The following is a 19538-nucleotide window of genomic DNA, read 5'->3' on the forward strand; positions in this document are numbered from 1 at the left end:
TCTGAAAACATACTATAATGAATTATAGCATTGTTTTGTCCTGAATGGCAATACCATGAAAGGAGTATTTAGAGTATTTATGGATAAAAAGAATCAAAGACCTGAATTTCACGGCAGTGATCTGGAAAAAATCGCTGCATATTACCACATTCCGGCATCCGAAATTCCCGGCATCATTAAATTCGGTGCCAACGTGAACCCTCTTGGACTGTCCGAATCTGTAAAAAATGATCTGGCAGGGCATCTGGATATTATTTCCTCCTACCCGGATCGGAACTACACTTCACTTAAGAAAACTATCGGAGAATACTGTCACATTTCCCCTGAACATATTGTTGTAGGAAATGGATCAACAGAGTTAATTTCTCTGCTCATTAGTCAGCGGCAGGCAAAAAAAGCTCTTGTTGTAGGACCAACTTATTCCGAGTATGAACGCGAGCTTGCCCTCACTGGAGGCACAATCACCGAATATAACTTGAAAGAAGATTTAAATTTCCAGTTAGATTTGGAAGACTTCTTCGCGTCTATGGCAGAGGATGTTGACCTGCTGATTCTGTGCAATCCGAACAACCCGACATCATCCGCAATTAAGAATCGTGATATGAAACATATTTTAACCTTCTGTAACGAACATAATATCTTCGTCATGATTGACGAAACTTATGTTGAATTTGCTCCAGACATAGCGGAAATTACTGCCATTTCACTGACTGATGAATTCGATAATGTAATGGTGATCCGCGGTGTATCCAAATTCTACGCAGCACCGGGACTGCGCTTCGGCTACGGTATCACAAGCAATCATGAATTTTTAGAAGCACTGCTTATTCACCAGAACCCGTGGAGCTTAAACAGCGTCGCAGCCTATGCCGGTGAGCGCATGTTCAAAGACAACACCTACCAACAAACAACAAGACAGCTTATCTGCTCCGAACGCGACCGCATGTACATGGCTATACAAAACATGCCGGCTTTCAAAGCATATAAGCCTTATGCCAACTTCATACTTGTACGCATCTTAAAAGAAAGTTTAACTTCATTTGATATTTTCGAGGCAGCCATAAAAGAAAGAATGATGATCCGTGACTGCTCATCATTCAAAAGTTTAGATGGCGAATATATCCGGTTCTGCATAATGAATCCAGAAGATAATACACATCTATTAAAATTGTTGGAACAATTCTAATACAATTCAATTGGGGACGGGGTTTTTTTGAAAAACCCCCGTCCCCAATTGAACTTTAACCTGTCCCTTTTTGAATTGTTTCTTTTTCTAAACTATTTTACTATTCTATAATATTCTCGTTCTGTCAACATAAATACAATACAATAAATCACTGCAAAGACTATAATTGTTGCTATTGTGCATTCAATAAATAATGTGATGTTTGTCATGTAACAAATTGCCAGTAGTTTTGTAATGACTTTGAAGGCTGCTGCCACATGAATGATTGCCATAACAAGTGGCAGGAAGAAGATCATTAGCACCTGGCTTCGAATGGATTTTTTTACTTCTTGTTTATCCATGCCAACTTGCTGCATAATCTTGTAACGGCCTTTGTCGTCGTAACCTTCGGAAATCTGTTTGTAGTAAATAATGAGTACTGTTACCATGAGGAACATGAAGCCGAGATACATGCCCATGAAGAAGAGGCTGCCATACAATTCGTAAAAGGAGTCTTTGTTAATTTGTCTTCCGCTACAGGAGCAGAAAGTTTCTGGAACTTGCTCACTCAGTGCTGTTCTGATTTGTTGTTCTACGTTCTTTTTTAATTCGCTGGAACCTTTCATATCGAAAGTCTCATAATAAGTCATTGTCATCAGGCTTGCTTTTGTTTCATCATTCTGTGTACTTTTTTCACAAGTCTGTTTTAAAATATTCAGAATCTGTTCTTCGTCTTTCATAATCATGTAAGTAATTGGAATATCTTTATCGTTATTTTTCTCATCTAATTTTGATTTGTCCAATTCTTTTTTTACATGAAATTTTGTATCATCTAAATAAATTTCATTCTGTCCGTAACTTTTTGTCTGAGTAGAGAAAAGAAGTACTTCTCCATCATTTAATGTCTCATTTTTTTCTTCCAGACGGTTATAGTCTGCAAGTGGAATCAGCTCAACTGAACTTGACGTTTTGTCTGAATAATATTTATCAGGATCCAGAATCATCTTATTTCCATCCAGATAACCGGTCAGTGCTCCCGAATGATAAATACGTTCATTTTCAGCCTTCGTATTATTTTTTCTTATAATTTCCTCAATGATCGTATGCACTTTTTCTTCTGTCTGTGCATTTGTTCTGTAAATGGTCACCTCGCACTCTCGTGGATATCTGGCGCTGACAATGTCATTCATACCCGCATAAAGGCAAACGGTAGTGGACACCATAATCAGTACCATCGTACTTAAGATGCAAATGTTTGCAAGCCCCACTGCGTTTTGTTTCATGCGGTAAACCATGCCGGATACTGCCGTAAAATGTTTTGCCTGGTAATAATATTTTTTGTTTTTCTTTAACATTTTCAGGACTGCGATACTTCCTGCAATAAACAGACCATAAGTTCCGAGCACGACGCAGACAACTGCGAAGAAAAATTTTGTCATCGCATCCAGTGGATTTCCGGTCGTTTGTGCAATGTAATATCCGGTTCCAAGCAAAATCGCTCCCACGATCGCCAGAAGCCACTTTGTCTTTGGCTCACGCTCTCCTTGATTGCTCCCATGCAGAAGCTCTACCGGACTGACGATGCGGATCTGAAGCAAATTATAAAGAAGAATCAATACGAAAATTGCCATAAAAAATGCAAATGTCTTCTCCAGCACTGGAATCTCTACCGTAAATTTCACACTGATATCATAATGTAAAAGTTTTCCAAGTACAAGATACATCAGCTTTCCAAATACAATACCTAAGAGTATACCACCGAAAATACTGATAAATGCAGTAATCACCGCCTCAATCGCAAGCATTTTTGCAATATGTCCTTTTCCCATACCAAGAATATTGTAAATCCCGATTTCCCGCTTTCTTCGCTTAATCAGGAAACTGTTCGTATAGAATAGAAAAATTACAGAAAAGATCATCAGCAGTCTATTCGTATAGCCCATAATCATTTTCACATCTTTACTTAGCCCGTTATTTCCCTGTGCCATACCACCAACAATGTAGTACATCATAACAGAAAGTACTGCCATTAAAATGTATGGAACATACGTCTTACGATTGTTTTTCAGATTGGTGATTGCAAGTTTTCCATAGATTTTGCTACTCAACGCGCTCACCTCCTGCTTCGAGAACAGTCAGTGTGTCGGAAATTTTCTGATACATCTGTTCATCAGTCAGATTGCCACGGTACAACTGATGGAATACCTCACCATCTTTAATGAACATCACGCGATTTGCACTACTGGCAGCTTTCACACTGTGAGTGACCATGAGAATTGTCTGTCCATCATGGTTCACAGAAGAAAACAAGCGAAGAAGTTCCTGCGCTGCCTTGGAATCCAGTGCTCCGGTCGGCTCATCTGCCAGAACGATCTGCGGCTTGATAATCAGCGCTCTTGCCACTGCCACACGTTGCTTCTGTCCACCAGACACTTCGTACGGGTATTTTTCCAGAATTTTTTCAATACCAAGATGCCTCGCGATTGGCGCAAGGCGCTGTTCCATTTCTTCATATCTTCTTCCGGACAGAACCAGTGGCAGAAAAATGTTATCTTTCAGTGTAAATGTATCTAACAAATGAAAATCCTGAAATACAAATCCAAGATTCTGACGACGAAATGCAGACATTTCCTTTTCCTTAATCGTACTTAAATCTCTTCCCTTTAAAATGACCTTGCCACTTGTCGGGCAGTCAAGCTGTGCCAGAATATTTAACAGGGTACTTTTACCAGAACCAGACTCTCCCATGATTGCCACATATTCTCCCGGCTCTACTGAAAAATTCACATCACGAAGTGCCTCTACTTTATTGCCCCCAAAACGAGTCGTATATATTTTCTTTACATTTTTCACTTCCAATAACGCCATATCAATTTCTCCTTCTTTTTTCATTGTATAAAAACTGCTTTCAAAATCCTGCGGACATGTCTTTCACACGATTTTTTTAACTTCTTTACACAATCAATTATAAAAAAAGAGGAAATGCATTTCCATTGATTTTGGTTACATTTCCCCTTGCTAATCTTACAATCTTGTCACAATTTACTCTACAGGCAATTTTTCTTTCATCAAATGCAGTAATACCCGAGTTCCTTTCCCCAGCTTAGATTCTACTCGGATCTGGCAACGGAGCTTCTCTATAATCTGCTTACATAAGTAAAGACCGATGCCTGTAGATTTCTTATCACTTCTTCCATTATACCCGGTGAATCCCTTTTCGAAAATACGCGGCAAGTCTTCTGAGCATATACCGATGCCTGTGTCCTCAATTACAAGCCAATCATCTTCCATATAAATAGAAATGCTTCCTTCGACTGTGTATTTCAATGCATTGGACAAAATCTGCTCCAGTACAAAAACGAGCCATTTTTCATCTGTCGTAACAGTTACCCGAAGTGCTTCATAATGTAATGCCAATTTCTGCATGGCAAACATACGGGAATACTTCTTAAGTGCCTGCTTTACCAGATTGTCCAAAGCATATTCCTTCAGCATAAGATCTCCCGACATGTCCTCCATACGCACATAAGTCAGAACCATTTCCACATACTGTTCTGTCTTAAAAAGTTCTGTCTGCATATCCTGCAAAAGCTCATAAGTTCTGGCATCTTCCGTGTCGCCGGCTGCCTGCGCAAGCACTTTCATGGCAGCAATCGGTGTCTTGATCTGATGCGCCCACATACTGTAATAATCTTTCATTTCCTGGCGCCCAATCCGCTCCGCTGATTGCAGATCAGACATTTTCTTATACATATTTTGAATAATTGCCTGATACTCTAACTCGATATATGACCTTGTCGCCGGAAGATTTTCCGTCACCTCTTCCAAACGCTGCTTTGCCTCAATGACTGCCACACCCTTCTTATAATATTGGTTAAATTTGAAAATTCCATATCCAAGCAGCCAGATTGCGGAAAGAAAAAATGCATAGTTCACCGCATCAACTGGCAAGTTGCTCAGGCTGAAAATGACATAAAACACACCAATGAATCCAATATACAGGCAGATATCGCCTCTTTTTTCTTTCAAAAAACTCCCCAGCAGCTTTATCATTCCACAATATACCCAATTCCTTTCTTCGTTTGAATCCAATTTTCTGCTCCGATTTCTTCCAATTTCTTTCTAAGCCTCGCCACATTCACTGTCAATGTATTATCGTCAATGAACTCATCACTCTCCCACAACCTCGTAATCAGATTTTCCCTTGAAACAATCCGTCCTGAATTCTCCATCAGAAGCTTCAGAATCCGGAATTCATTTTTCGTAAGCTCCACCGACTGACTCCCACAGATCACTGTCGCATCATTAACATTTAGCATCACTCCTGCATGCTCAAGTACGTCCATCGTCCCACGGAATGCATAAGCTCTCCGAAGCACCGCCTGCACCTTCGCCGTCACTACGCTAAGGTCGAATGGTTTCTCCACAAATTCATCTCCGCCCATATTCATGGCCATAACAATATTCATATTATCATTTGCCGATGATAAGAAGATAATCGGTACTTTTGAAATCTTGCGGATCTCCTGGCACCAGTGGAACCCATTAAACAATGGCAATACAATATCCAGGAGCACAAGCTGCGGCTCATACTCCCGGAAATCTTCCATCACATTCTTAAAATTCGTCACACAATACACCTCATAATCCCATGTTCTTAAATGCTCCGCCAGCACATTTGCAATCGTCCGGTCGTCTTCTATAATTAAGATTTTATACATACATCCTCCTAAGTCACCCGTTTGGCAATAGTGTAACTGATTTTTTTCGATTTGTGTATAGTTCTCCTCAAATCTTACAAAAATTTAAGGTTCCGTGTTAAGTCCAAATCTCCCAGCTGATATAAATCTTTCTTTTATTCTCTACTCCGCAAAAAATTTTACTTTCACGTCTTCCACCGGCATTTCCTGGCCTGTAAACAAATGAAACGCCTCTGCCCCCTGCCACAGGAGCATACCTTTTCCACCGACCACGCATTTCACACCGGCTTCTTTCGCCTCGCGCATCATACGTGTCTCCTTCGGATTATAAATAATCTCCGCAACGACCAAATCTTCCCTATATACAGAAGTGTCCTGGATCATCGTCCCTTTCTCATTCGGTTTCATGCCCACATTTGTTGCATTTACAAGAATATCACTCTCTCCAATACTCTTATACAATGCTTTTTTATCTGCCATATCACAGACCTGTATCTTGCACTCTGGTGCAAATTCTAATATTTTCTTCGCAATCTTCTCAAGCTTTTCGAAGTTTGCTCCCTTTCGGTTAAACACACGAATCTCGGAAGCTCCGTCCAGTGCAAGCTGTACAAAAATTGCAGTTCCGGCTCCACCACCGCCCATAAGTGTAATTGTCTTATCTTTTACAGAAACGCCGTGTTCTGCAAGATTTTTCACAAATCCGACTCCGTCTGTATTGTGCCCAATTAGTTTTCCATTTTCATTCACTACCGTATTGGAAGCGCCCATGATCTGCGCTGCCGGAGACAACTCATCGACCTGTCTTGCAACTTCCATCTTACATGGCATCGTCACATTAAAACCGCGGATTTTAAGAAGTCTTGCCGCATCCAGAAATTCTCCTACCTGGTCTTCTTTTATCTCAAATGCCATGTAGGCATAGTCAAGTCCTAATTTTTCAAAGCTGTAATTGTGCATTGCCGGAGAACTGGAATGTCCCACCGGAGAACCAATCAGTGCTAATAATGTCGTTGTTCCGCTAATTCTTTTTTCCATGTCATGTACCTCTTCCAGTCATTATATAATATTATCAATTATGTTCTAAAACAACTGATTTTCTGATTCCAATTATAACACACCGCTAAACTGACCGCACTCTTTAATTATCTTACATTCTCAGAGATTGCTTTACTTTATAAAAAGACAGCCACGACACATTTTGTGCGCCATGGCTGCCTTTTTCAATACCACCCTCATCTCATGATATTTTCTACTTTCAAGAATGCCTATACTGCCTGAATCTTTGCAATGTCCACCAGTGTCAGTTTCTGAATATCTGTATTCTCCAGACTGGTGATCAGTGCTTTTGCTGTATCGATAGCTGTCAGGACATTGACACCCGTCTCAATTGCACTTCTTCGAATTACGAAACCGTCTTTGGAGTGTTCTGCTCCCTGTGGCGGAGTATCAATAACAAGATCTATCTTATGTCCAAGGATCAGATCCATGAGGTTCGGTGTGCTCTGTTCAATCTTGTTGACTGCAATTGCTTTCACACCTGCTTCTGTAAGTGCTTCTGCTGTTCCTTTTGTCGCAAAAATCTTGTATCCGATCTTTTCAAAACGTTTACCGATTTCTACAGCCTCATCCTTATCCTCATCACGGACAGTCATAATCATATTGCTAAATTTCGGAAGTTTGATTCCTGCACCTAAGAATGCTTTATATAGCGCCTCGTCAAATGTCTTGGCAATTCCAAGGCACTCTCCTGTAGACTTCATTTCTGGTCCAAGGCTGATATCTGCATCACGGATCTTCTCGAAAGAGAATACCGGCATTTTAACTGCATAGTAATCTGCCTCCGGCTGGAGTCCCGGTGTATATCCAAGTTCTTTGATCTTGTGACCGATAATCACTTTTGTTGCCAGTGGAACAATTGGAATTCCAGTTACTTTACTAATGTATGGTACCGTACGGCTGGATCTTGGGTTTACCTCGATAACATAGACCTCTTCACCACACACAATGAACTGAATATTAATCAGTCCGATGACATGCAGGGATTTTGCAAGTCGTCTTGTATATTCTTCAATAGTACGTTTTGTCTTATCAGAAATACTCTTTGCAGGATATACAGAGATACTATCTCCGGAATGGATACCCGCACGCTCAATATGCTCCATGATACCTGGAATCAGGATATCTTCTCCGTCACATACGGCATCGACCTCAATCTCTTTTCCTTGTAAATATTTGTCTACCAGAATCGGGTGATCCTGCGCAATCTGATTGATGATTCCGATAAATTCCTCGATATCATTATCGTTAATAGCAATCTGCATACCTTGTCCGCCAAGCACATAGGACGGTCTTACCAGTACCGGATAGCCGAGTCTGTTCGCAACAGTCTTTGCCTCCTCAGCTGTAAATACAGTTCCACCAGTCGGTCTTGGAATCTGACATTTTTCCAGAATTTCATCAAATAATTCGCGATCTTCGGCTGCATCTACATCTTCTGCCTTTGTACCAAGAATTGGCACTCCCATTTTCATCAATGCTTCTGTCAATTTAATTGCTGTCTGACCACCGAACTGAACAACTGCTCCGTCCGGCTTCTCCAGGTCTACAATGCTCTCTACATCTTCCGGTGTCAGCGGCTCGAAATAAAGCTTATCGGCAATATCGAAGTCCGTGCTGACTGTCTCCGGGTTATTATTGATAATAATTGTCTCGTATCCCTCTTTTGCAAATGCCCATGTACAGTGTACGGAACAGAAATCGAACTCGATTCCCTGTCCGATACGGATTGGGCCAGAACCAAGGACAAGAACCTTTTTCTTACCGGAAGTCTCTTCTACTTCATTTTCATTTCCAAATACAGAGTAATAATACGGTGTTTCTGCCGCAAACTCAGCGGCACAGGTATCTACCATTTTGTAAGATGCGGTAATACCGTACACCATTCTAAGATCATGCACCTGTCTTTCTGTAAGACCTGTCAGTCTTGCGATAACCTCGTCCGGGAACTCCAGGCGTTTTGCTTCTTTTAATAATTCCTTTCCAATTCCACCACGTCCGGACGCTACTCTTGGCGCGCATGCACGCAGAGACTGCTCCATCTCTACCAGGTTTGCAATCTTATCGATAAACCAAATATCAATCTTTGTAATCTTATGTATTTCTGTATAAGGAATTCCTCTTCTAACTGCTTCTGCAATCTTCCAGATTCTCTGATCGTCTACTACGTCCAATGCGTTCATCAGTTCTTCTCTGGAAAGATGACTGAAATCATAGGACATAAGACTGTCCACATGCTGTTCCAGAGATCGGATTGCTTTCATAAGCGCTCCCTCAAAATTATCACAAATACTCATGACCTCTCCGGTCGCCTTCATCTGTGTAGTCAGTGTCCGTTTTGCACTGATAAATTTATCAAATGGAAGTCTCGGGATCTTAACAACACAATAATCAAGCATCGGTTCAAAACTTGCATATGTCTTCTTTGTAACTGCATTTTTAATCTCGTCAAGTGTATATCCAAGCGCAATCTTTGCTGCTACCTTTGCGATTGGATAACCCGTAGCTTTCGATGCAAGCGCAGAAGAACGGCTGACACGTGGATTTACTTCAATAACACAATATTCAAATGATTCCGGATTCAGGGCATACTGTACGTTGCAGCCTCCTGTAATATTAAGCTCACTAATGATATTGAGGGCTGATGTACGGAGCATCTGATATTCTTTATCGCCCAGCGTCTGAGACGGTGCTACAACAATACTGTCTCCGGTATGTACACCAACCGGATCAATATTTTCCATATTACAAACCGTGATACAATTTCCTGCTGCATCACGCATTACCTCATATTCAATCTCTTTCCATCCTGCGATACAACGTTCAACAAGTACCTGACCCACACGGGAAAGACGAAGCCCATTTTCAAGAATCTCTACAAGCTGACGTCTGTCATGTGCAATTCCACCACCGCTTCCGCCAAGAGTGTATGCCGGACGAAGAACGACCGGATATCCAATCTTTTCTGCAAATTCGATTCCGTCCTCTACGCTCTCAACTACAAGTGATGCTGCACATGGTTCGCCAATTTTTTCCATTGTTGATTTAAATTCCAGACGATCCTCTGCCTTCTTAATTGTCTGAGCTGTTGTTCCGATCAAGCGGACATTATGTTCTTTGAAAAACCCCCGCTCTTCCAATTCCATAGCAAGATTCAGCGCTGCCTGTCCTCCCAGAGTCGGCAGGACACTGTCTGGCTTCTCTTTCATAATAAGCTGTTCAACAACTTCTACCGTCAATGGCTCTATGTATACTTTATCAGCAATATCCTTGTCCGTCATAATAGTCGCAGGATTTGAATTCAACAGCACAACTTCCAGTCCTTCTTCTTTCAAAGAACGACATGCCTGTGTACCCGCATAGTCAAACTCTGCTGCCTGACCAATGACGATAGGACCAGATCCAATTACAAGCACTTTCTTAATTTCTTTATTTCTTGGCATCTTATTTGTCCCCCTTCATCATCTCAATAAATCTGTCAAACAGGAATGTAGAATCCTGTGGCCCCGGGCATGCTTCCGGGTGGAACTGTACAGTGTATATCTTCTTGCCTATGTAATTCAATCCTTCGTTTGTTCCATCATTGACATTGATAAATGCTTCTTCTGCAACATTCTTATCCATAGTATTATAATCAACCGCATATCCGTGATTCTGCGAGGAAATATAAACGCGTCCCGTAGACAGATCTTTTACAGGGTGATTGCCACCTCTGTGACCATATTTTAATTTATATGTCTTTGCACCATATGCAAGAGCCATCAACTGATGTCCCAGACAAATTGCAAATATTGGAATGTCTGTCTCTGATAATTTTCGGATCTCTTCTATAATAGAAACACAAGTTTCCGGATCTCCAGGACCATTGGATAACATGATTCCGTCCGGATTAGATTTTATGATTTCTTCTGCTTTTGTGTCTGCCGGATAGACAGTCACTTCACAGCCTCTTTGAATTAAAGATTTTGAAATATTATTCTTTGCTCCAAAATCCATAAGTGCCACTTTAAATTTTTCTCCTGGAAGAACATGTTTCTCGTCGCAGGTCACCTTTGATACAACATCTCCAACAGTGTACGCCTTAAGTTTTGGAATGATTTCATCTAAATTATAATTCTCATTTGTAGTAATCATACCATTCATGGTTCCCTTTTCCCTGAGAATCTTCGTCAATGCTCTTGTATCCACGCCTTCAATTCCTGGAATGTCCTGTGCAGCAAGGAAATCCTGAATTGTACCGTTGCATCTAAAATTACTTGGCATTCTGGATAATTCTCTTACAATATATCCGTCCGGCCATGCTTTCTTTGACTCCATATCTGGTGTGATTCCATAGTTTCCTATCAGTGGATAAGTCATCACAACGGCCTGTCCGGCATATGAAGGGTCTGTCAGCACCTCCAGATAACCGGTCATTGACGTATTAAAAACAATCTCACTGATCATATCCCTCGTCGTCCCGATACTTTTTCCCTCAAAGACTGTCCCGTCTTCTAGAATTAGAAATGCTTTCATATATTCACCCTTATCCTTTCTGTTACTTCTAGTCTGCTCTAAAGCTTCCCAAATTGTTAAAAGTATACTATACTTATTCTCCTTTTTCAACCCAAAAAAAAGTATTTTTTAACAGTTTTTTATCTACTTTCGATAAAAACCATTAAAATAGTCGCTAATTTTAATGGTTTTTATTTTACGTCAAAAAATTGTTTTTTTCGTCAATATGCCTGTTATATTGGTTTTATCTATACTTTTTCGTTTAAAATCCGGTTGATATTTTTAGCATTTAGGATGGGATATATTTCAATTCTTTTTTTAAGAATATTTCCAGAAAATTGTAATTTTATTCATTTTTTTGTCATCTATGTAACTGTAGGAGACTTCTGTCAAATGATACCACTGCGCCAGATTCTGTGCAGCACGCTTCACCTCGTTATTTAAAATGTCTTCTTTTGCAGTTTTATAAACTGATTCATCGGAATATTTCAGTACAACTTTCGTCTCTCTCGCCGAAATCACCTGGTTCATTGCTTTAAGCGCCGTCTGACCATCATATTCTGTATAATACATTCCATTAACTACATAATAATTCAAATCCATCTTCGTACAATCTGGAAGTTCTACTTCCAAATCCGGCGTATGAGTCCGAAACAACTCATCATCATCACAAAGCATATAATCGTAGCTGATATTGTCACGAATTTCGTCATCCATTACATTTTCAGCCTCCTCTTCCGACTCCTGGAAAATTGGATCTCCCCACGTCACATCCACATAATAATAATCGCCGTCACATTTCACCAAATTCCATGCATGAGGGATCTTATGACCATCACCATCACTGAAAGATTCTGTCACCTCCCCAGTAACATAAGTGCAGAATAGCCCCTGCTTCTCCATGAGATACTGCATTGCTTTAGAATAACCGGCACACACTGACTTTTTTCCAATAAATACACTGCAAATATTTTGGTTATCTTCTGCTGCATCATCATAATCCACCTGATTCACAATATACTCATAATCATAAAGAATCTTCTCATAATCCGAAGCATTTTCACTGATACCGGACAGACACTCCGACACCTCCATGTCAAGCTGTGTCTTCTTTTTCTCACATTCTTCTTTCGTATACAAATATCCCGGCATCACAGACGTATAATTCTGAAGTCCAGAATAGGCTGTGGAAGAAGCTGTCCCATCGCTCCAGAAAATCTCTGGATAATCATTCAACACATAAACAAGAAGTTCATTAACACGTTCCGGCTTCTGGCTGTGCACATGAATTTGCTCTACATGTTCCAAAAGCCCCTGCAAAAGCTCCTGATACACTGTCTGCTCTTCTTCACTTAGTTGCTGATAATAAAATTTACCGTCCATTTCTCCGATTTCTTCTGAAACATGCTGATATATCACCGGATCCTGACCAATTAATTTCAGCATGACATCTTTTATATTGCCATATTCCCTGTATTGATATACTCCACAGACAATCAAAACTCCCATTATTAAAATCAGGAATCCCAAACCTCTATGGCGTCTTTTTTTCTTCTTTTTTTCCATCTATAATCCTTTCTTCACATCTCACACACTTTCTTTCTCTATCATACAATAAAAGTAATCTAGTTTCTATGAGGTATTTTTTATTATGAGCATTTTTCATATAACCGACACGCCGGATTGGGGGCAGTTGAAAATAAATCTGACTTCCAGGATTCATGCACATCCTATTGAAAATGCACGTATTTCAATTTCATACACTGGAGTCCCTGATGAGACATTGGAAGAGTTGACTACAGATTCTTCCGGTCAGACCGACACCATTAATCTTCCTGCACCTCCAATTGAATACAGCTTAGATGAAACAAACGAATTGCAGCCCTATTCTGAATATACAATTTCTGTGGAAGCAGCAGGTTATGAATCTATCCAGATTGCAGGTGCTGAGATTCTATCCTCAGTCACAGCTATCCAGAATATTTCCATGCGTCCGCTCATTCCTGATACAAATCAAAATTCTATTTATGTGATACCTGCACATACATTATATGGAAATTACCCGGCGAAAATACCGGAGGAAGAAATCAAACCATTAACCGAAAGCGGTGAAATTGTCTTAAGCCGGGTCGTTATTCCCGAATACATCGTTGTTCATGATGGAAGTCCGAGAGACTCCACCGCTAAAAATTATTATGTCCATTACAAAGATTACATCAAAAATGTGGCATCCAGTGAAATCTATGCAACCTGGCCCACCAATACGATTCGCGCAAATGTACTGGCAATTATGTCCTTTACATTAAATCGGGTCTATACAGAATGGTACCGGAACCAGGGCTATGATTTTACTATTACATCTTCCACTGCATTTGACCACAAATGGATTCCTGAACGGAATATTTACGATTCTATTTCAATCATCGTAGATGAATTATTTGCCGACTATCTTGCAAGACCAAATGTAAGACAGCCGATACTTACACAGTATTGCGATGGAAGACAGGTTCAATGTCCAAACTGGATGACCATTTTGCCAGGACGTATAAAGAAGTTTCTACCTATTATATATATGTCAGATTATACACTATCCTACATACTTCTTTCCACCATAATATGCAGCAATCCAACCGCTTGGAATCTTGATCCAGATGTCACTGCCAACCTTGCGGACATCCTTGCAGGTTACACGAGTACCTTTCTTGAGTCTCCCATTATCGTGCGCGTGTTGCTGTGCATTACTGGATAACTCCGCATAAGATTTTTCCGGATTATTGGTTCCCGGACCGGTTCGGACGCTCAGGTCGTCCACCTGTGTTGCATAGACTTGTCCGACGACATAAGCTCTGGTGCTCTTTGAAACGGAAGTCACTCCAGATCCATTGTCCAGGACTACAACTGTATGTCCCTTGGTGTGTGTAGCAAGAATATCCCCTCGTTTCAGATATGTACTTTCCTTGCAGCGCTTATCATCTTTCAGGATTTCGAACGCTCCTGTCTTTCGCAAGGTTTCCAGCTCTGACGCTGTGTTGAAATCTCCAACCTGTATTCCAGCATATAAGCAACATACTCTGACCAGTGCAGAGCAATCTACCTCCACATCAACATTGACCTTGCTGAGATTATAGCAATACTTAATCGCAATCTTTCTAAGGCTGTCTCTGTGTGCCTGGCAATAACCGATGTGATTATTGTTGCACGCTGCTTCCATTGCCTGTGCAATCTTCTCTGCTACAGTTGGATCTTTCGGTCTTGCTACGTACCAACCTTTTCTGTGCAGATAGTAATTCTGTATAGACACTTCTCCACCGGTCTGATCTCCGGCTTTTCCTCCGGTGGTGGTGCCCTTCTCATTAATACGTGCGCTTCCAATTCTTACTGCCATAATATCACTCCTATCAATAAGAGGACGATTACTCGCCCTCAACCTCTGGTAATCCTGCTACAGATGTTGCCACCGAAAGCACACCTGCTAATACGGATGCTGACACAACCAGCTTCCAATCGACAGCTCCTAAGTAGGATGCTGTTCCGATCGTAGCAATAAATGTCTGCGCTACCGTCTTCACTGCTCTGATTCCAGCTTTTTTGATCCACTTCTTTGTATCTACCGATACTTTAAATACACAATTTTTAAACATCATTAATCCTCTCCTTCATGGGGTGGCTCTGTAGGCAGCTCCATAAGCGCATGATATATTTGCGTGCCTACACCATTCCCTTTTAATGTGTGATATTGTTTATATTCGTCTTCCAGTGACTGCTTAACATACAAAGGACAATAGCCATAATCGTCGTGATACTTGTTATAGAGGCGTATCAAATCCGCCCTAAGTAGTGCACGTATTCCTTTACGCATAGCAATCACCTGATAATATATGTATGCAATTGCTGATATCACGAACGATAATAATGCCCAATTTTCTGATAAAAACTTAATCATGTGCAACTTTTCCTTATTTTAATGTATAAAAATAAGACCTTACGGTCTTGCTCTGATTTCCATGCGTTCACCTATTTTTTAGGCTCTGCTTTTCTTGTGCACGATACAGGAAAGTCATAAGGATAGTCGTAAGGATAATCTATTATCTCATTAATATCCACGGAAATAACATATTTTTCTCCAGTATTCACCGTGTTCTTGCTTAACTTCACATTTGTAATTTCAAGCATCAGATTACCTCCACTTCTATCCTTGCCTTTCTCGTCGAATCACCAACCACGTATGTGATTTCCAACACATAGCATGCCTTGTTCTGTGGCGAGATTTTCACGTCAAGATAATGACCATCTATCTCGCACTCTCCGCTCGCTTCCGCTTCCCCGTACCTGAGTAGACTGTAATGGGCGCTTAATATCGTGAATGGTTCATCGTTGGGACTTCTGATCAGAAGTTTTACATGCTTATCTTCTCCTAGAATGAATTTTACCTTATTCACAGCAACACCCCCTTCCATGATGACACGGATACACTGCTTCTACTTGAAAATCATCATTTTGTATGATGGCATCATACTCTTCCGGAACGACTTCGGCAAAATAATCAAACGCGACAAGCTGAGCGCATAGCGTAGCTGGATCCACAATCAACAGCATCTTTGTACAATACGCTACGTTTTCCGCATCGTCATAAGCTGTGACTTCAACCACATACATTCCATCTAAATCAAGAGGGACTGTGGTATTCCACAAGTCCCCCTCTGCACGCTCAAAGATAACTTCTTTTCCATCGACCTTACCGATTACTTTCGTAATCATACGGTACCTCCTTAGTCTGTCACCTTAACAGAGATAATGAATGTCTTACCGCAGTCAACTGGATTCGGTGTAAGAGTAATACCCTTGAATACAGGTGCACCGATATCAAGTGTTACCTTACGTGTAACAGTTGTAGTCTTGCCGGCTTTGTCTTTTGCAACAACGGTAATTGTGTTAGAACCATTGACAAGCGTAATCTCTTTTGAGAATGTACCATCCGAGTTAACTGCAACCGCCGTTCCATTGACTGTAACTGTTACAGGTTTAGATGTTACATCGTCTGTTTTACCAGATACAACCAGAGTGGATTTATTTGTGATAAGCCCATCTGCTGGATTTGTAAGTGTAAGTGTCGGTGGAATTGTATCAATCGTAAATGTGACTGTCTTAGCTGTTGCAGCGTTTCCATCAAAATCAGATGCTTCGATTGAAATAGTATGCGCACCATCCGCCAATGCTGTTCCTGGAGTGTAGGAACACTCGTAACCACCTGTGACTGCTGTTTTTGTAAATGAGGTTGTTACCTTTGCGCCATCAACTTTGATAACGATTGTATCTGGATTTACCCCAGAGTCATTATCTGTCACCTTAAACCTAATAGCTGGAGTTGCGTTTGTAATATACGCGCCAGCGGTCGGGTATGTGAAAGCAAGTGTTGGTGCGACTTTTTCAAGGACGCGAAGTAACAGATTTGCTCCTAAAGTAGCATCACTTTGATTTATTGTAGTTGAGTTTCCGGCATCATCTGTAGCTATTACAGAGCCCCCATATTTATGACCATCTTGTGAGTAACTGGATTTGCTAGGCGCCGGGACTGTTGCTTTATACTCCCCCGTAGATGCATCAAATGTCAGATTATATGTCTGACCATTAAATATATATTGTACTGTTTTTACTGCCATCTACGTTGCCCTCCTACTCTGTCGCTTCTGTAACAAGTTCACCCATTCCAGAATCTTCCAGAATCTCTTTTACCTTATCCTTTAAAAGTCTCGGTACCTGCTTATAAGTTTTCTTTCCTAACATAATCTGCTGTGCCCATAACATTGCCATCATTTCTTTACCTCCATTGTTTTGTAATAATATGAATAAATTTGTTAATAGAGTTACCATTATTGATATACCAACTCTGACATTTCAAGAATGCATTCCTGGAGCATATCAACAGTCTTTTTCAGTCCAGCATTCTCTGATGCTAAAGCCTCCATTTTTTCTGCTGGTGTCTCGCCAACTTTGTAGAGAATCACACCGATAATTCCAGCCGTATACTTCACGATAGCGTCCATATTGGTGTAATTCTCATACTCCCCCAATGTGGACTCCCGTTCTGTCACGGTCATCTTCTTGGTTTTCGTCTGATCCTGGAACATGTTTTTCAAATTCGCTTCTGTATCAGAAATCGTTTTGATTAGTAGTCCTCCGTCTCCGCGAATTGTTGCAGACTGGACAACCAGTTCCGTTGCGTCATTGAAAATAATCTTCAATTGTTACTCCTTTCCAGGAGGAATACTTAATAAAATAGCAATATGAAAGTAAAGTGCTTTCGTAAAACCGTACCATCAGAGACGAATATCCTTGTTGATTTTTCAAATGAAATCGCTGCTTTGATGACACAAGGTAATAAAATTGTAGACTGCATCTGTGGAGCAACAGCTAATTCTAATAATGCCTTGGTCTACGGAAAAACCGCTATTCAAGCCACTTCGGATTGGACATATGTCTATGCTAGAGTCAATCAGAATTACTATGACGGACTTGGAGGCACTACGACCGTCACTTTGTTAGCTATTTACGAGTAAATCAAATCGGCAGGCACACCACAGACCACTGACGGTTCCAGCTCATGCCAAAGGAACTATATAAGTTTTGCCTTGAAAAACTGTATGAGCTACCTTTTTTTAACCCAGAAAAACCGCTCTTTGCATTTAATGGGATGTATACATTGTTGTTTCCAGAGCAAGCGCCAGTATGAACGAACATTTCTTGTAATATGCCTTGATCGTTTTTGATTTTAAACTCAAGAAATTCTCCATTCATGCCCCAACCTGCGCACGAAAAAGAAACGATTGCAATACAGTCAAACGGAGCTACGAATGATATAAAGTCACTATCAGAGGATTTAAAAACCTTTGGACTTTTGCTATTTTATTAAGTACTCCTCCTTTCAATCTTGTTTTCGGGTTACTATATAAAAGCGCATAACAAAAGCACCCGACCATTGCCGAGTGTGAAGTGAGTGTGAATTGTGGTAAAAAAGCTATGCGCTTAAATATTTCTTGTGGTGATATTTCACCGATTCCTGATCAACGCTGCAGTAGAGCATTGTCGTCTCAGTTTTGGCGTGTCCTGCCATGATAGAAGCTTCCTGTAACGGCATGCCTCTGTTAATGGCATTAGTAATGGACGTACCTCGAAATCTGTGTGGATGAGCCTTTTCGACTCTTGCACGTTCTCCGGTACGTCTTATCATATCTTCTATTCCAGCCTTCGATAACCGATTGTGTGGACTCTTAAGTCCTACAAATAATGCTGGATTATTATCGGTTCTGCTCTGCAGGTATTCCTGCAGATACATGTTCGTGCGTTCATTCAGGTACACCGTCCTTTCTTTTCCACCCTTACCGTATACAATTAAATCCTTGGTGCTCCACCGGATATCATCAATATCAAGACTGGCAAGCTCCGACACTCTGACTGCTGTCGAATACAGAAATTCCATCATAGCCTTGTCCCGGATAGTGGCACAACTCCGGAGTAATTTCTCCCGTTCTGTGTCTGTGAACGGGCGCTTGACGCGTTTCTCTACCTTGATTGATTCCACCAATATCATTGGGTTGCGCCTTACCCGATCTCTGTCTCTGAGCCACACGAAAAAGCTACTGTACACTGCACGTACTCCCTTGAGTGTGCTGTTCTTGACTTCCCGGATATTCTTGTAGGCTCGCATATATCTGGATATATCTCCGTCTGTAATATCTGCTACTGCCTTATTGATGTATGATAACAATCTTGTCAGCTCATATCGATACCGATTAACCGTATCAGTACTCTTGCCCTCCAATGCCTTAGACATTAAGTAATCTTCCAGGTCAATCCTCCAGGAATCATCCACGCATTGTACCTCTGTCTTTTGTGCGACGTCGCACCCAGCGAATACCATGTGCAGCACATTCTTAAGCTCCCGGAGCAATCCTTCCTCCAGAACCGGTTGCATCCGCCTTAGTACCTCCATAATCTTCTGCTCCATACAAATCTCCTTTTTGCTTTCATGGTAGCACGAAAAAGGAAAATACATTGCCACGATTCGTTGCTTAATTAAATAGCAAAACAATACAAATTATAAAAAATGATGATTCTCAGCA

21 protein-coding genes and 1 pseudogene are annotated in these 19538 nt (G+C 40.9%); 3 read left to right on the forward strand and 19 right to left on the reverse strand.

What is annotated here, in order from left to right; all coding sequences use genetic code 11:
* The first annotated feature begins 79 nt into the window (after positions 1 to 79).
* Positions 80 to 1186, forward strand: a complete 1107-nt coding sequence (locus tag C7E02_RS03470; RefSeq protein WP_022279698.1) for a pyridoxal phosphate-dependent aminotransferase — start codon at positions 80 to 82, stop codon at positions 1184 to 1186.
* Positions 1187 to 1278: 92 nt separating this feature from the next.
* On the opposite strand, the gene C7E02_RS03475 is transcribed toward C7E02_RS03470, so the two are convergent.
* The 8 genes from C7E02_RS03475 to C7E02_RS03510 form a co-directional block, all read right to left on the reverse strand.
* Positions 1279 to 3273 carry an ABC transporter permease gene (locus tag C7E02_RS03475; RefSeq protein WP_105308795.1) on the reverse strand — a complete coding sequence of 665 codons (1995 nt, stop codon included), beginning with the start codon at positions 3271 to 3273 and terminating at the stop codon, positions 1279 to 1281.
* Entirely contained in the window at positions 3266 to 4033 is a 768-nt protein-coding gene (locus C7E02_RS03480) for an ABC transporter ATP-binding protein (RefSeq protein ID WP_005331274.1), read from the reverse strand. Before C7E02_RS03480 ends, C7E02_RS03475 begins: the two co-directional genes overlap by 8 nt.
* 174 nt (positions 4034 to 4207) lie before the next feature.
* Positions 4208 to 5194, reverse strand: coding sequence for a sensor histidine kinase (locus C7E02_RS03485; protein ID WP_242827112.1), 987 nt, complete (start codon positions 5192 to 5194; stop codon positions 4208 to 4210).
* Between the two features lie 20 nt (positions 5195 to 5214).
* Positions 5215 to 5886, reverse strand: a complete 672-nt coding sequence (locus C7E02_RS03490) for a response regulator transcription factor (protein WP_022279701.1) — start codon at positions 5884 to 5886, stop codon at positions 5215 to 5217.
* A gap of 141 nt (positions 5887 to 6027) precedes the next feature.
* Entirely contained in the window at positions 6028 to 6903 is an 876-nt protein-coding gene (locus C7E02_RS03495; protein WP_105308796.1) for a shikimate dehydrogenase, read from the reverse strand.
* 230 nt (positions 6904 to 7133) lie between these two features.
* A complete protein-coding gene (carB, locus tag C7E02_RS03500; RefSeq protein WP_105308797.1) occupies positions 7134 to 10367 on the reverse strand; it encodes a carbamoyl-phosphate synthase large subunit in 3234 nt (1077 codons plus the stop codon).
* A gap of 1 nt (position 10368) precedes the next feature.
* A complete protein-coding gene (locus C7E02_RS03505; protein ID WP_022279704.1) occupies positions 10369 to 11439 on the reverse strand; it encodes a carbamoyl phosphate synthase small subunit in 1071 nt (356 codons plus the stop codon).
* Between the two features lie 297 nt (positions 11440 to 11736).
* Positions 11737 to 12984 (reverse strand): transglutaminase domain-containing protein, encoded by a 1248-nt coding sequence (locus C7E02_RS03510; protein WP_105308798.1) that lies wholly within the window; start codon positions 12982 to 12984, stop codon positions 11737 to 11739.
* Between the two features lie 85 nt (positions 12985 to 13069).
* Here C7E02_RS03510 and C7E02_RS03515 point away from each other — a divergent pair, with 85 nt between their 5' ends.
* Positions 13070 to 14167: a carboxypeptidase-like regulatory domain-containing protein gene (locus C7E02_RS03515; protein WP_242978729.1), complete on the forward strand. Its 1098-nt coding sequence runs from the start codon at positions 13070 to 13072 to the stop codon at positions 14165 to 14167.
* Between the two features lie 138 nt (positions 14168 to 14305).
* Here C7E02_RS03515 and C7E02_RS20625 read toward each other — a convergent pair.
* From C7E02_RS20625 to C7E02_RS03555, 9 genes and pseudogenes are all read right to left on the reverse strand, one after another.
* Positions 14306 to 14803: pseudogene (locus C7E02_RS20625) on the reverse strand (hypothetical protein); the annotation flags it as partial.
* A gap of 28 nt (positions 14804 to 14831) precedes the next feature.
* Positions 14832 to 15059 (reverse strand): holin, encoded by a 228-nt coding sequence (locus tag C7E02_RS03525; protein WP_105309003.1) that lies wholly within the window; start codon positions 15057 to 15059, stop codon positions 14832 to 14834.
* 2 nt (positions 15060 to 15061) lie between these two features.
* Positions 15062 to 15361: a hypothetical protein gene (locus C7E02_RS03530; RefSeq protein ID WP_177970116.1), complete on the reverse strand. Its 300-nt coding sequence runs from the start codon at positions 15359 to 15361 to the stop codon at positions 15062 to 15064.
* A gap of 71 nt (positions 15362 to 15432) precedes the next feature.
* Positions 15433 to 15591, reverse strand: coding sequence for a hypothetical protein (locus C7E02_RS19355; protein WP_005331384.1), 159 nt, complete (start codon positions 15589 to 15591; stop codon positions 15433 to 15435).
* Positions 15591 to 15857: a hypothetical protein gene (locus tag C7E02_RS03535; protein WP_005342159.1), complete on the reverse strand. Its 267-nt coding sequence runs from the start codon at positions 15855 to 15857 to the stop codon at positions 15591 to 15593. Before C7E02_RS03535 ends, C7E02_RS19355 begins: the two co-directional genes overlap by 1 nt.
* On the reverse strand, positions 15850 to 16176 hold the full coding sequence (locus C7E02_RS03540) for a PF13754 domain-containing protein (protein WP_105308801.1): 327 nt from the start codon (positions 16174 to 16176) through the stop codon (positions 15850 to 15852). Before C7E02_RS03540 ends, C7E02_RS03535 begins: the two co-directional genes overlap by 8 nt.
* A gap of 11 nt (positions 16177 to 16187) precedes the next feature.
* On the reverse strand, positions 16188 to 17078 hold the full coding sequence (locus C7E02_RS03545) for an Ig-like domain-containing protein (protein ID WP_105308802.1): 891 nt from the start codon (positions 17076 to 17078) through the stop codon (positions 16188 to 16190).
* Positions 17079 to 17091: 13 nt separating this feature from the next.
* Positions 17092 to 17232: a CD1375 family protein gene (locus tag C7E02_RS03550; protein WP_233420457.1), complete on the reverse strand. Its 141-nt coding sequence runs from the start codon at positions 17230 to 17232 to the stop codon at positions 17092 to 17094.
* Between the two features lie 56 nt (positions 17233 to 17288).
* The gene (locus tag C7E02_RS03555) at positions 17289 to 17660 is read right to left on the reverse strand and encodes a hypothetical protein (RefSeq protein ID WP_105308803.1); all 372 of its coding nucleotides are present in this window, start codon (positions 17658 to 17660) and stop codon (positions 17289 to 17291) included.
* Between the two features lie 42 nt (positions 17661 to 17702).
* On the opposite strand from C7E02_RS03555, the gene C7E02_RS03560 reads away from it, so the two are divergent.
* The gene (locus C7E02_RS03560; protein ID WP_105308804.1) at positions 17703 to 17975 is read left to right on the forward strand and encodes a hypothetical protein; all 273 of its coding nucleotides are present in this window, start codon (positions 17703 to 17705) and stop codon (positions 17973 to 17975) included.
* Position 17976: 1 nt separating this feature from the next.
* On the opposite strand, the gene C7E02_RS03565 is transcribed toward C7E02_RS03560, so the two are convergent.
* Entirely contained in the window at positions 17977 to 18276 is a 300-nt protein-coding gene (locus C7E02_RS03565; protein WP_330406735.1) for a hypothetical protein, read from the reverse strand.
* Between the two features lie 157 nt (positions 18277 to 18433).
* The gene (locus C7E02_RS03570) at positions 18434 to 19423 is read right to left on the reverse strand and encodes a tyrosine-type recombinase/integrase (RefSeq protein WP_105308806.1); all 990 of its coding nucleotides are present in this window, start codon (positions 19421 to 19423) and stop codon (positions 18434 to 18436) included.
* Positions 19424 to 19538: the final 115 nt, after the last annotated feature.

The organism is Dorea sp. Marseille-P4042, assembly GCF_900290215.1.
Taxonomy (GTDB): domain Bacteria; phylum Bacillota; class Clostridia; order Lachnospirales; family Lachnospiraceae; genus Dorea; species Dorea formicigenerans.

Bases quoted from the DNA above. Each gene is read 5' to 3' on its own strand.
- C7E02_RS03505 (WP_022279704.1), bottom strand. From the start codon at position 11,439: ATGAAAGCATTTCTAATTCTAGAAGACGGGACAGTCTTTGAGGGAAAA.
- C7E02_RS03525 (WP_105309003.1), bottom strand. From the start codon at position 15,059: ATGTTTAAAAATTGTGTATTTAAAGTATCGGTAGATACAAAGAAGTGG.
- C7E02_RS03530 (WP_177970116.1), bottom strand. From the start codon at position 15,361: ATGATTAAGTTTTTATCAGAAAATTGGGCATTATTATCGTTCGTGATA.
- C7E02_RS19355 (WP_005331384.1), bottom strand. From the start codon at position 15,591: ATGCTTGAAATTACAAATGTGAAGTTAAGCAAGAACACGGTGAATACT.
- C7E02_RS03515 (WP_242978729.1), top strand. From the start codon at position 13,070: ATGAGCATTTTTCATATAACCGACACGCCGGATTGGGGGCAGTTGAAA.
- C7E02_RS03495 (WP_105308796.1), bottom strand. From the start codon at position 6,903: ATGGAAAAAAGAATTAGCGGAACAACGACATTATTAGCACTGATTGGT.
- C7E02_RS03510 (WP_105308798.1), bottom strand. From the start codon at position 12,984: ATGGAAAAAAAGAAGAAAAAAAGACGCCATAGAGGTTTGGGATTCCTG.
- C7E02_RS03480 (WP_005331274.1), bottom strand. From the start codon at position 4,033: ATGGCGTTATTGGAAGTGAAAAATGTAAAGAAAATATATACGACTCGT.
- C7E02_RS03570 (WP_105308806.1), bottom strand. From the start codon at position 19,423: ATGGAGCAGAAGATTATGGAGGTACTAAGGCGGATGCAACCGGTTCTG.
- C7E02_RS03560 (WP_105308804.1), top strand. From the start codon at position 17,703: ATGAAAGTAAAGTGCTTTCGTAAAACCGTACCATCAGAGACGAATATC.
- C7E02_RS03550 (WP_233420457.1), bottom strand. From the start codon at position 17,232: ATGATGGCAATGTTATGGGCACAGCAGATTATGTTAGGAAAGAAAACT.
- C7E02_RS03545 (WP_105308802.1), bottom strand. From the start codon at position 17,078: ATGGCAGTAAAAACAGTACAATATATATTTAATGGTCAGACATATAAT.
- C7E02_RS03540 (WP_105308801.1), bottom strand. From the start codon at position 16,176: ATGATTACGAAAGTAATCGGTAAGGTCGATGGAAAAGAAGTTATCTTT.
- C7E02_RS03470 (WP_022279698.1), top strand. From the start codon at position 80: ATGGATAAAAAGAATCAAAGACCTGAATTTCACGGCAGTGATCTGGAA.
- C7E02_RS03490 (WP_022279701.1), bottom strand. From the start codon at position 5,886: ATGTATAAAATCTTAATTATAGAAGACGACCGGACGATTGCAAATGTG.
- carB (WP_105308797.1), bottom strand. From the start codon at position 10,367: ATGCCAAGAAATAAAGAAATTAAGAAAGTGCTTGTAATTGGATCTGGT.